Source organism: Pseudomonas sp. RA_15y_Pfl2_54 (assembly GCF_963971015.1).
Classification (GTDB): Bacteria; Pseudomonadota; Gammaproteobacteria; order Pseudomonadales; family Pseudomonadaceae; genus Aquipseudomonas; species Aquipseudomonas baetica_A.
The window spans coordinates 1-13,430 of sequence record NZ_CAXAPN010000025.1; the positions used below are offsets into that span (position 1 = coordinate 1).

The window sequence follows — 13,430 nt, forward strand, 5'->3', positions numbered from 1 at the left end:
TCGGATGGCTTGCATGGGTTCGGTTTCTTGTATTTGTGTGGTGCAAACCAAGTTGCCGACTCATGCAGGCCTCTTCAATATTCCAACTTCTTGATTTTCTGTAAGAAAAATCGGGGATCCCTCAGGGTCTGTCCCCATTTATCCGTTTTTATCTTCGTCAATTGCCTCGCGCCGAAACGGGCGCAAAATCGGGACAGACCAAGTGCCTCAGAATACTTTATAAATGTGGCCTGTCCCGTTTTCATCAGTTCCTTAGAAGATTTTATAAACGTTGTCTATTACCGCTCCCCTTTAACCCTCAATCTTTCTCGCACCTAGTAACGAATCCACTTTCCGGTCGGGATTAATTCCGGGCCATCAGGATCAAGTAAGTAAAGCCATTCTGGATCGTGCCCTACCGTACCGATTAAAACACCTAGTGAATTTGGATGCTCGGGCATCGCACCTGAATGTATGGCACCTATATAACTGCCTTTACCATAAGGATTATGCAATTGAAAACGTAATGCACCATCAGCATTGTAGATCGCAGCATTGTGAGGAACCCCGAAGAACCAAGGTGTTTCAGAAAAGTCAAACCTAGATGGCTCTTCATTAAACACGACCAGCACTCCAGTCCGATCTGGCAGTATGCATGGGATGCCTGCAGCAGAAAACAAAACTTCCGAACCGTTATCAGAAACTATGTATCTTCTTATCTTTACAACCTTACTCACACGCACATATTTAACTTGCGCCATTTCAACTTCAAACTCAGTCCTACGCCCATGCCAATCGTAAAAACTCTCAAAAATTGTTCCATCAGCATGCACCACTTCATTTCTTATACGCGCAACTAGATCAATCATTTCAACAGCCTCAAACTATCAATATCAATATTATAAAACTCAGGATTTGTACGAGGGGTTTTATCCATAAAATTAACTTGATGTGCTCCACCAGCGAGACGCTTCTCTTGCTTGGCATCCCACATATCACCCGCAGTCCCTTCACGAACGCCTACACCCGGTTTCACCGTAAATTCGACCTTGTACAAATTCCCGGTTTTAAATTCGGTAGAAATAGCCAGTTTATTTCTAACGTCTTCCATTGAGTTCACTGGAGAATCTGTTGCCCATCCGCCTAAGAAAGATGCAGGATTTTGCTCCTTTAATTCACTACTCTTTATAGCGTCGTATTGCCTTTGATCGATTACCATGGTCATCGTTCGTGGCTGATCCAAAACCTTATCGGTGACGACTGTCCCCTCCTTCCACGCCGGTCGTTGCGTTCCCCAGTATGGAGGATCTATTCCACCTGACTGCTGTTTCAGAAGCAGATCATTCGCAGTCTTCTCACCATCGACACGCGGAAGACCATCACGGTCTGTCACCTGTCCTGCGTTGATGTTCTCCGCACGATGCTCCATTCCCGGAACAAAGTCACGCTGCGCAGACAACCCAAAACCCTCCGCATCGCGGGTAGCATTTAGTTCAACGTCAGAGACTTTCGAGGTGTTTCCAGTGAGGCCGCTCTCCTTCTTACCGCTCGAAACCAGAACCGAAGCCCCTGTCCCCTCAAAGTATTTCCCCGCCCCCTTCAGCAGTGCAATTTCCATTGCCGTCTTAGCGGCTTCCGTTCCGTAGTCGCGAAGCGGGTTCACGTCGCCGGGGTAGGTCGCGCTGCTAAAAGAGTCAAGTACTTTGCTTCCCTGGGTGTAGTCATAGGGCGCAAACAACTGCCCCGTGGCCTGCCACCCATCAGCGAACGATGCTGCACCTCCCAGCCCGGACAACGCCGGAATCGCGCATCCAACAGCGGTTACACAAGCCGGGCTTGACGCTATGGCGCCTCCAAACCCTGCGGCAGCCCCTATGGCGCCCAGTACCGCTCGACTGGCATTTGCCGAGTGCCGGAGGTCCTTGTCGTTGCGCAACAAGTCGTCGTTGACCTGGTCCCACTTAGAATACTCGTCGAAGGCCCCGGTAGCGAAAAGCGTACTTTGTGCATCCTTGAAACCTTTCCCGTCCGCCTCCAATGCTTTGATGAATTTGTAATTCGGATCATCGGGGGGTACCGAGTCACTGCAATGAACCAAGGCACAAGCCGCTGCTTTAAATTCATAGGCTTTATCAGGGTTCTCTTTTTGCAGCTTCTCCAGTGCCAAGGTTTCTTTTTGATGAAGCTGGCGGTTGTACTCGTCAGCCATCAAAGCAACCCACGATGCCTTGTTGACGTCTCCGCCGGCCAGTCCTGCAGCTGTCAAACCGACAATCTGGGAAAATGCCTGGCGTAGCTGAGGTTGGGTGTCGAACGTGGAGTTGAGCACACCTGCCATCGCTTGACTCGCACCTGCAGCCATCGCGCCGGTTTTGAAATCCCCACCAGTTGCACTGGAAATCGCTCCCCCCATCAACGCATGCAACGCAGTGCGAGCGACACCCCCTTCGGCCCACATCGCCATTCCGGTCGTATCACCCGCATTGTGTGCTGCCTGCCAGTGATCTTGGGCGTAGCCCCCGACAAAGTTGAACGCGGTGGCGGCGGCCACATTGCCTGCCTGAGAAATCAGCCCATCCTTCAGGTTCTCACTGTAACTCCCCCCGCCAATTACTGTTTTTATGGCCCCGCCTGCGAGTCCCTGCGCACCCGCATGAACAGCGAAACCACCGATACCTTGGAGAGTGTTTAGGTCAAATCCTTTTGTTAGGTTGTTGAACGGTACCGTGTGGCCGCCGAGTTGTGGATCGATCACGCCTTGTGTAAAGCCGGTCGTAACACCCGCGATCGCAGCATTCTTCAGGCTGTCCTTACTGAAGGTCTCCTTGACAGCGGCGCCGAGATTTCCTTTGTTATTAATAGTGCTGACTGCTGCAGTGCTGGCCAAGGACGTCAATACGGCAGAGGCCATTACATTGCCTAATCCGGCGGCGACGGTTGAACCGACAGCAGCACCACCTGCCACCGCCGAAGCGGTTGCCGTACCTGCTGCGGCCATGGCAGTCCCTGATCCCGCTGTCGCACCTGCGACGCTTCCCACAGCCGCACTCGCGGCTCCAGCTGTCAGCACAGTGATGATGATAATGATCACCAACATCGCGCCCTGACCGAGACTTGAGTTGCTGTATTTGAACGACTCGTGAACCTCCTTCACTCGCCGCCAGTCAACAACCCCGCGCGCCTCAGCATCCTTCAACCACGCCAGTTGCGGATCAGCCTTGACCATAGCGTCGATGGTCTGGCTCACGGACTCCTGATTGACATCCTTGATATCAATCTTCAGCCCATCAACGGCCTTGATCACGATGTTGCCCTTGGCAATCATCTGGGTCTGGCGCAGGGTTTCGTCGGTATTGCCACGGCCTTTGGCTGACACCCACGCGGCGTTGTTGTTGGTCTTGGTATGGCTCTCATCATGCAGATCCTTCACCCCCTCAAAGGTGATGGCGCCGCCGCTGTCGAGAACGATGTCCTTGCCGCTGTCGAGCTTGGCCACTTGATAGAGCTGGTCACCCTTGCTGACGAGCGAAAGGTTGCCACCGGTCTTGATCTCGCTACCCACGTGGGTGACCTGGGTGACTTCGTCGCGCTTGAGTTTCAGGCTGCCGAAGCCGCCCTTCTCTTTCATGTCATAGAGGGTGTAGTCCTTGTTCTGCGCGGCCAGCAGGTTCAAATCATTGCCGGCGTAGACGTAGGCTTCATTGCCTGCGCTGATCTTGCTTGCGACCAGCGTGGTGTCGCGTCCGGAACTGGTTTTCACGTCGCCGCCCGCGATGAACTCGGCGGCGTTCTGGACGGTGTGGTTGTCTTCTTCGTGGACGCGTTTCTTGCCGTCCTTGCTGTGGGTTTCGACGTTGTTTTCGTCGCCGGCCGAGGACATGTAAATGTCGCGCTTGGCGTCAACGTTGAGGTTACCTTTGGCTTCGGCGGTGCTGGCGACGACGTTGATGTCGCGGCCGGCGTCGAGCTTCAAGTTGCCGCCGCTTTTCACCGTTGACGCAAGGTTTTCCACGGTGGTGGTGACGACCGAGCGATGGCCGCCATTGAACACTTCGTGGAGTTCGTTTTCGTTGCGCGTCGCCAGCAAGTTGATGTCACGGGTGGCGCTCAGGCTGGCGTCGCCGCCGCTGCTGATGGATGACGAGTTGACCAGATCCTGGCCGGACTTGATGGTCAGGCTGTCGCGCGCGGTGATGTTGCCGCCGTCATCGACCAGCGTGCGCATCCCGTTGCCGTCACGCACAGCGACAGCGGTTCGATCGTTGACGATGTCGCCCTTGAGGCTGGTGAGGCTGACCTGATTGCCGCGAATCTCGCCGGCCAAGGCATTGCGAATGCTGTCGGTGGCCATGAGCGTGATGCGCTCATTGGCTTCGACCAGACCGCCCTGATAGAGGCTGCCCTTGACGTCGACGGAGACGTCTTTGCTGGCGCTCAAGGTTCCGACGTTGACCAGGTCATTGCCGGCGAGCAGTTCCAGATCGCGGCCCTGAATCAGGCTGCCGCCGCGCACGTTGCGCGATTCGGCCTGTGCCAGATAGAGCACCGGCACCAGCACTTTCTGGCCGTCGACGATGCGTTCTTCCATCCAGACGATGTCGTGGGTCAGTGCGGCAACCTGCGCGGAGGTCAGGCTGACGCCGACCGACAGGTTCAGTTCGTTCTTGCTGGCGAGTGCGTTATCCATCAGATAACGGAATTGCTCGTAGTCGTTTTCCAGGCCGCCAGCGAGGAAACGCTGGCCCGTCTGGGCCATGACTGCGTCGCTGATCAAGCGCGATTCGTAGCGACCGTCGCCGAGGCGACGAGCTGCTTCATCTGTGCTGAAGTTGAGTTTGCCGAGCAGATAGTCGGAACTCATGAACGCCGCGGTCTGGGTCAGCTCCGGGTTGGTTTCGATCAGGTAACGGCTCTGCGGATTCGTGCTCTGCACGAACATGCCATATGGGCCTTTCGGCAGACGGAACGTCGAGGAAGCCGTCGGATCGACCGCCGCAAAAGGTACACCCTTAAAGTCGACCGGGACGAAGCTGATCTGCTTCACGCCGTCGGCATCGACACGTTCGATGCGGGTTACATTTTTCGCTGCCTGGGTGCTGGCGTCAGTGCTGTGCTTACCCAGATTGATGTTGATACCACCGACCACGGAGGTCTGATCGCTGGACAATGACCCGGTCAGTTGCCCATAGGTGTTTTCGTACAGCGTACCGTTCTGAATGCTGTTGGTGACATCCAGTTTGACTTTGCCACCAGCCTGAAGCACCGCCGAGTAGACGTTGTTGCCGTTTTCATTCCAGGTGGTGACGTCGCTGGTCTGAGCGAATCGGGAGTCGCTGGAGCGACTGACCAATTCTTCGAAACGCGCCTCGTCGAAATTGCCTGCCGCTGTGGCGGCATTGAACGCCGGGATGTCCATGAACTCCATCTGATCCCAGAGGCTGTTATCGATGTGTCCCGGCGTGCCGATCTGCACCACCCGATGGCCCGAGCGCGAGACCGCGCCCTGATTCAACAGGCTGTCGGCAGTCACCGTCAGGTCGCCGTTGGCCGCCAGCAGGCTGTAGCGGTTTTCCACTTGATTGGCGTGGATGTTGAAGTTTTTTCCGGCGACGAATCGTGCCGCGCGCGAGTCCTTGAGGACTTGATCGTTGAAGTCAGTGGTAATGGTGATATAGCCGCGTTTCCAGCCGTCATGGCCACCGCAATGCTGGGCGCACACCCAGCTCAAGCTGCCAGATGATTGCCCCGAGGTCATCTCGAATTCTGCCTTGGCGTTTTCCACCGAGACAGCATTGATGTCGATATCACCCTCACCTTCGACGGTGCCCGACAGGTTGCTGAACAACGCGGCACGACCGCCGCCCACAGCGTCGAAGCTCAGGTTGCCGCGGCTGTAGATGTCACCGTAGAAATTGTTGAGGCTGTTGCCGTGCAGCTTCATCGTGCCGCCGCTGAACAGCAGGGTGTCGGCGTCGTTGTAGATGCCGTTGGCAGCGGTGAACTCAAGATTGCCTTGGGCGCCGAGGGTGCCTTTGTTGTTGATGCGTGCTGCCGTCACCGTGAGGTTCTGGTTGGCGATCAGACGACCGAGGTTGTCGAGCGTGCCGCGCAGGGTCAGTGCGGTATCGCCCCCGCTGACCAGTCGCCCGTCCTGTTGAATCAAGTCGTTGGCGCTGATGGTGAGCTTCTTTTGCGCCGATACCCGACCACTGTTGAGCAGATTGCCCGTCAGGGTCAGCGTCAGATCGCCGTCGCTGAGCAGTTGTCCGGCGTTGGTCAGGTTGGCGACCTGAAGGCTCATTGCCGAAGCACTGGCGATGCGGTCACTGGCATTGAGGTTCAGATCCTGAGCGCTGGTGTAGGTCAGGCCGCCGTTGAGTTGCCAGGTGCCGACACCATTGACCGAACCGACATCCCACACGCCTTTGCCCAGTCCGGTGAGGCTGCCCTGGGTGCCGGTCAGATTGCTCAGATCCAGATCGAAGACACCCTGCGCGGCGTGACGCACGCTGCCGCTGAGGTTATTGAGTTGGCCGCCGGCGAGTGTCAGATCCTGGCTGCCGATCTCTATAACGCCGCTCTGGTTGTTCAGGTTGCCGGTCAGTTTGATCTGACTGGAGGCGCCGCCGAGTGCGCGAATCTGGCCGCCGGCACTGTTGTTCAACTGGCCGCTGGCGAGTTGCAGATGGGTCGCCGATTCGATCAGGCCACCCTGGTTGAGAATCTGGCTGACCGCTTCGAGCGCCAATCGATTGCCGCTGATCTCGCCGCCGGTGTTGTCCAGACTGTCGCCAACGAATACCAACTGATCCTTGGCGAACATCTTGCCGGCCCGGTTGGTCAGGCGAGTGACGGTCAATTTCAGATCACCCAACAGGCTGGAGATCAATCCGGCCTTGCCGTTAACCGCGCTGTTATCGAGGTCGGCGCTGGTGATCTCCAATGTGTCGGCTTGCAGCGTGCCGCCCTGGTTCTGAAGGGTTCCGCTACCCAGAGCCAGTTCGGCATGACTGCCATTGGCGAAGATCACGCCTTGCTGGTTCAGCAGGGTTTTGCCGGTAATTTTCAGGCCATCACTGCCCGCGATGATCTGGCCGGCAGCGTTGTTGTTGATCGAGATGCTGGTGATGTCCAGTCGCTTGCCGCGCAGGGTGCCGCCACGGTTATCCAGCTCGGTGAGCTGATCGAGCAGCAGACGCTGTTCAGCGGCATCGACCACGCCAGTGACGTTGCTGAAGACACCACTGATTTTCAGTGCGACATCACCGCCGTTGCCGACAATGCCACCGTTGTCATTGTTGTTCAGTTGCGTGGCAGTCACGTCGATGGCTTGGCCAAGCAGGACGCCGGCGCTGTTGTCGACGGCATCACTTTCGATGTGCAGGTCGGCATCGCTCTGGATCCGGCCTTTGACGTTGAGCAGTTGCGACTGGCCAGGAGCAGCTCGTTTGAGGATCAACCGCGCACCGTCAACACCTGCTGCCAACAGACCGTTATCGCTGTTATCGAGGCTGGCCGCGTGCAGGTCCAGACCATCACTGATCATGCGCCCGCCACGGTTGTCGACGTGGCCGTTTTCAGCCATCACCAGCAATTGCTGTGCGGCGACGACACCGCCACGGTTATCGAGCGAAGCGGCATGAATAGCCACATCACCCTGGCTGGCTTGCAACCGACCCAACGCGTTGTTCAGGTGCTGCTGGACCATCAGCGTAAGCTTGCCGCTTTGCGCGCTGAGGGTGCCGTCGTTGTTGCCGGTGAGGTTGGCCAGTTGCGCGTCAACTACGCCGCCCAGCAATTTGCCGGCCGAGTTCTGCAAATCGCGAGCGGTAACGTTCAGGCGATCATTGCCCTGAATCAGCCCCTGACTGTTGTCCAGGTCTTCGCTGGTGACCACGCTGTCATCGGACGAAAGGGTGCCTTGGGTATTGTCGAGTGTGCCGCGACTGTTCACTTCGAGGGTTTGGCCGATCAGGCTGGCATTACGATTATTGATGCTCTGAGCCGCGACGGTCAGGCGACCCGATGCCTGAATTTTGCCGTCGTGGTTATCCAGATCCTGCTCCAGTGTCAGCTCGGCAGCACCGTTTTCAGCACTGACGACACCTTTTTCGCTGTTATCCAGTCGTGCGGCAGTGACCAGAATCCGGTCAGCCGCGAGCGTTCCGCCATGGTTGAGCAATTCGCCGCCGGACACCGCCAGCGTGGTCTTCGCCTGGATTTTGCCTTGTGCGTTGTCCAGCCGCTCTCGGGCGACAACCTTGGCATCGCTCTGACCGGCGCCGATCAGACCACGGGTGTTGTCAACTTGCCGGGCATCGATATCCAGGCGTCCGGCAACGATTTTGCCGTCAGCGTTCTGCACATCCCGGGCATTGAGCTTGAGACTGCCGCCAGCGATTTCGATACGGCCCAGACGGTTGTCGAGGCTGTCGACCGACAGCGTCGCAGCCTGACCATCGGCAAAGCGGATCAGGCCCTTGAGATTGACGATGGCCGGCGCGCTGAGTGCCAGACGGGTTTCACCATAAATACGCGCGTTGACGCCCTGATTCACCAGCCGGGCAGCGCTCACCGTGACGTTTTTCGCCTGGACGATGCCATTCTGGTTATCCAATACACCGGTGGCCGCAGCGCTCAGGGAACGACTGGCCAACAGGCTGCCAGTGTTGCTCACCGCAGCACCATTGACGGTCAGATCACCTGTGGTATTGCGAGTGTTGTCGGCGTTCACCCCGGCTTCGATCGCACCACTGTTGGTCAGTTTGCCGCCGCTGCTCAGGCGTACAGAATCGCGGGCGACAAGGCTTTGGCGGTTGACCAGTTGTTCAGCGGTCTGCACCGCCAGTTGCGTTCCAGCGTAAACCGGCCCTTGGGCATCAAGACCTCTGGACTTGATATCAATGGCACTGCTGGCAGTGACTTTGGCCATGCTCAACTGACCGTTGGCATCGATCTGGATGTCACCGGCGCTGGCGGCAAGATCGCCCGCCAGCTTCACACCTACGCCCTGCTCCGTGCCCACCAGTTTGATCGCGCCGGCATACATGCCACCGAGCGCAGAAGAGTCGATGGCCAGTTGCGGCTTGGCGCTGCCATCGTCAGCCCGCGCGGTGGCGTTGAGAGTGTCGGCATTGACGTCATTGCGGCCGGTGGTGATGTTCAGGCGTTTGGCATGAATCTGCGCATTAATCCGCGCACTGCGGGTGATGATTTCAAAGCTGTCGACGTTGCTCGCATCCAGACCGGTGCCGTCGATGGACACACTGCCCTGGTCCACCTGAAAACGATCCAGTCGACCGTTATCAAGCACCGGTTTGCCGGTGGTCAGGGTCACCCGCGGCGTGTTGATGAACCCACAGCCGTTGCAACTGATGCCGTAAGGGTTGGCGACGATGACACGCGCCGACTGCCCTGCCACTTCGGTGTAACCGCGCAGTTGACTCGGGCTGCCACCGTTGACTTCGTTGAGGATGGTTTGTGCGGCAGCCCCGCGCAAATTCGGGTTGCCTAGAATGATGCCGCCCATTTGCGTCAGTTGTGTGCGCGCCGTGGCGTTGTTGAGGATGACGCCTTCAGCACCGACGTTGTAATCATGAAACTGGTTGTGCGACAGCCCCGTCGCATTGGGCGCGGCGATATTGACGATGGGCACGCCGTTGCCGGCACGATCAAGGGTTGTGCCAGGCGCGTTGACTACGATCCCATCCGCCTGCGCCCAGATCGGTTGCCAGAACATGACGTTTGCCAACAGGAACGCGAGGCCGCGCTTGGGCATGCCCAGAAAGCGTTCGTGGTGTTTTACGGCAGCAGAAGGCTGACCGGCCAGGTAGGCCAATTGACGGATGTCCATGTCAGAATCTCGGGGCGGGCGAAAATTAAAGGAAAAAATCCAGGCGGAAATAGATCGGTGCTTCACGCTCGGTCAGCACATCGGGGCGTTCCAGCGAGTGCGCAAACGTCACGCTGGCGGCGACGTGCTCGCCACGGGCGAACAGTTCCAGCGAGTTGCTCGACATGCGCCCGTGCTGATTACCGTTGTAGCGATCGCCGCGGATCACGCCCTGGTCATAACCCAGACTGGTGCCGTATTCAGCGAACACCGGGCGCAACCATTCGGCGGTCACCGGACGTGCCCAGCGCAAATCGTTACGCCAGTAACCGCCGCTGTCGCCCGACAAGGATTGATCCTTGTAACCACGGATCGACGACGAGCCGCCAAGGCTGGTGCGCTGGGAGCTGAACAGCACGTCTTCGCTGCGCTGGCCGGTCATCAGGCTGCTGAACGTTAAGGACTCGCCCCACACTTTGAAGGGCTGCAAGTAGCTCAGGGTGGCGGTGTATTTGCGGTAGCGCGCGTTCGGTTCGCCGGGGCCTGGATCGTGGCTGCCCTGCGCATCGAACGCGCCGATGCCTTCCTGCATGCCGGCGTCGAAGTTGACGAACGCACTGCCGACACGGCGGCCGTGGTTGAAGCCGAACTGCGCTTCGCTGATGCGGTTGCTGCTCAGCTTGAGCTTGCTGTCTTCGATGTAGGCGTTGGTGCGCAGGTAGGACAAACCGGCGTTGAGCGAGGTCTTGCTGACAGCGTCGCGGTGGATCACTCGCTCGGCGCGGATCTGATGGTTTTCGCTGTCACCGGTCTGCTTGAAGTTGTAGCCGTTGGCGGCGATCTGCGAGCGGTATTCGCTCTGGCTGTAGGTGTAACTGAAGTTCCACCAGCCCCATGGCAGGTTGTAATTGAGCACGGCGTTTCTGGAGGTGTGCTGGTGATCGGTCATCGCATCGTGACCGCCGCGCAGGCTCAACTGATCGGCCAGGCCCAACGGGCTGTCCCAGTCCAACGTCGTGCCCCACTGCTGTTCGCCAGTGCTGCGCTGGCCGTCGTTATTGCGCGACAGCCCGACACGCCAGGGTTTCTGCGGGGTGTTGGTCACCAGCACCGTGCTGCCACCCACGTTCTTGCCTGGCGCCAGTTCCATTTTTGCCTGATTGGACGGCAGGCGATTGAGCTGATCGACCATCTGCTCGATCTCGCGCAGGTTGACCAGTTCGCCCGACTTGCCGGGGAATGCCATGGCCAGTTCGCGCTCCGACAGCTTGCTGTTCTCGGCGCCCTTCATGCCTTCGAGCTTGCCTTCGACCACCAGCACCTTCAGATGGCCGCCGGACAGATCCTGTTGCGGCAGGTACGCGCGGCTGGTGACCAGACCTTTCTCAATGTAATGGTCAGTGATGACTTTGAGCAGCTCGTTGAGCTGTGGCACACCGAGGCATTCGCCGATGTAGGGGTTGAGCAGGCGTGCCTTGTCGCGCTCGGACAGGCTGTCGGCGCCCTTGAGTTCGACATCCTTGATCGGGAAACAACGGGTGTCTGTGGGCGCTGCGGGTTGGGCAGGTTTGGCGTCCTTGCCGGGCAGATCCTTGAGTTCTTCGAGACGCCGCTGCTGCTCTTCGAGCAGACGGTTCTGGCGGTCGCGGATCAGGTCGGTTTCACCGGGTGTGGGGGCAGCAAAAGCGGTTTGGAGCGCGGACAGGCACAGCAAAGCTACGCACAACCTCGCCGCGAGGGCGGGTGGGTACATGTTCGATCCCTCGAGACGGAAAGTGATATCAAAATAGTGGCGAGATGTTAGATGGCCATCATTTTGACGTCAAACATAAGTTGAAACAATTTTTCGGAGCTTGTCGCCGATCTGTCGGATTCGATAATCGAGCACTTGCGTACAAGTCCCCCTTGAGCTTTACGCCGATAGTGAACGCTGCCATCACGGCATCCATTCGCCACGTAAGGAGTTCCCATGAGCACATTCACCACGCAAGACGGCACCGCGATCTATTACAAGGACTGGGGCAGCGGCAAGCCTGTTCTGTTCAGCCACGGCTGGCCGCTGGATGCCGACATGTGGGAATACCAGATGGAATACCTGAGCAGCCGCGGCTACCGCACCATCGCCTTCGACCGCCGCGGTTTTGGCCGCTCGGATCAGCCATGGACCGGTTACGACTACGACACCTTCGCCGATGACATCGCGCAATTGATCAATCACCTCGATCTGCGTGAAGTCACGCTGGTGGGCTTCTCCATGGGCGGTGGCGATGTCAGTCGCTACATCGCCCGTCACGGCAGCGAGCGTGTTGCCGGCCTGGTGCTGCTGGGCGCGGTGACGCCGCTGTTCGGCCAGAAAGCCGATTTCCCGCAGGGCGTCGACAAGTCGGTATTTGACGGTATCAAGGCGGGCCTGCTGCAAGATCGCGCGCAGTTCATCGCCGATTTCGCCGCACCGTTCTATGGCACCAATCAAGGTCAGAACGTCTCTGACGGCGTGCTCACGCAAACCCTGAATGTCGCCCTGCTGGCCTCGCTCAAAGGCACCCTGGATTGCGTCACGGCGTTCTCGGAAACCGACTTCCGCCCAGACATGGCCAAGATCGATGTACCGACCTTGGTGATCCATGGCGACGGTGATCAGATCGTGCCATTCGACATCACCGGCAAACAGTCTGCCGCGCAAATCAAGGGTGCCGAACTGAAGGTCTACAAGGGTGCGCCGCATGGCTTTGCGGTGACTCATGCGCAAGCGTTGAACGAGGATCTGTTGGCGTTCCTGGGCCGCTGAGAGCCGGCCCGTCTGCCTTTCGCCAAGGCGTAAAAAAGCCCGCCAGACTTTTGCCTGGCGGGCTTTCAGTTGATCAGCGAGCGCTGAGTTCGATCCACTGCGGCTCAGTCGCTTCCATCTGGCGTTTAGCGCGGTACGTCAACGCCGACATCACTATGAAACCAAGCAGTATCAGGACCGGATACGCCATCAACAATTCAGAAAGAGAGTACTTCCAGGCCAGCGGACGCCCGACCCCCAGCATGGCGGCATACATCCATGACACTGCCGAGAGCGAGCCGCAGAACAGTGCGAGCATTCTTGCGCTGAACCCGAGATGGAGCAGCGAGCCAGCCTTCTGTAACGCCGGCAGCACCAGGCGATGCAACAAGACGCCGTTGTAGCTCAACATCACAACGATGATCACTTTGGCTTGCAGCTTTGGATTCATAAAGTAATCCATGCCTTTATCCAGATAATCGATACCGACGACCGCCATACCGGTCAGCCACAAGCCTATGAGGGCAAACACCACCGACTTCTGCAGTTTCTCCATATGAGCATTGTCATGTTCAGAGGGTATTTTTTGTTTTAACAGGTCACTCACCATCGCAACATCACTGGTCAACACAAGCCCCATTGCCACACAACACGCCACCAAATGAACATATATGACACCCAGGCGCAGAAACTCCATGAATTCTTTTTGCTCAAACAGGCTCATCATTGTATTTATTGTCACGATCATACTCTCCAACTTAATCAGCTGTTCAGGTCAGCCACAAAACAGACTAAATTCTGCCAATAACTTTCTAACTTCGCTCACACCAAACCCTTAGAATCGGCGGCATC

General features: G+C 57.6%; 5 protein-coding genes. 1 reads left to right on the top strand and 4 read right to left on the bottom strand.

What is annotated here, in order from left to right:
* Positions 1–314 precede the first annotated feature (314 nt).
* Genes AACY50_RS18345 through AACY50_RS18355 form a run of 3 tightly spaced genes read right to left on the bottom strand, consistent with a single transcriptional unit; the run spans position 315 to position 11,564 of the window.
* A complete protein-coding gene (locus tag AACY50_RS18345) occupies positions 315–848 on the bottom strand; it encodes a hypothetical protein (RefSeq protein WP_339434234.1) in 534 nt (177 codons plus the stop codon).
* Positions 845–9,832: a two-partner secretion domain-containing protein gene (locus tag AACY50_RS18350; protein WP_339538955.1), complete on the bottom strand. Its 8,988-nt coding sequence runs from the start codon at positions 9,830–9,832 to the stop codon at positions 845–847. Before AACY50_RS18350 ends, AACY50_RS18345 begins: the two co-directional genes overlap by 4 nt.
* Before the next feature lie 25 nt (positions 9,833–9,857).
* Complete coding sequence (locus AACY50_RS18355; RefSeq protein WP_339538956.1) at positions 9,858–11,564, bottom strand: ShlB/FhaC/HecB family hemolysin secretion/activation protein; 1,707 nt, start codon at positions 11,562–11,564, stop codon at positions 9,858–9,860.
* A gap of 216 nt (positions 11,565–11,780) precedes the next feature.
* Here AACY50_RS18355 and AACY50_RS18360 point away from each other — a divergent pair, with 216 nt between their 5' ends.
* Positions 11,781–12,599, top strand: a complete 819-nt coding sequence (locus tag AACY50_RS18360; RefSeq protein ID WP_339538957.1) for an alpha/beta fold hydrolase — start codon at positions 11,781–11,783, stop codon at positions 12,597–12,599.
* 73 nt (positions 12,600–12,672) lie between these two features.
* Here AACY50_RS18360 and AACY50_RS18365 read toward each other — a convergent pair whose 3' ends face one another.
* Complete coding sequence (locus tag AACY50_RS18365) at positions 12,673–13,320, bottom strand: hypothetical protein (RefSeq protein ID WP_339464507.1); 648 nt, start codon at positions 13,318–13,320, stop codon at positions 12,673–12,675.
* Between the last annotated feature and the right edge of the window lie 110 nt (positions 13,321–13,430).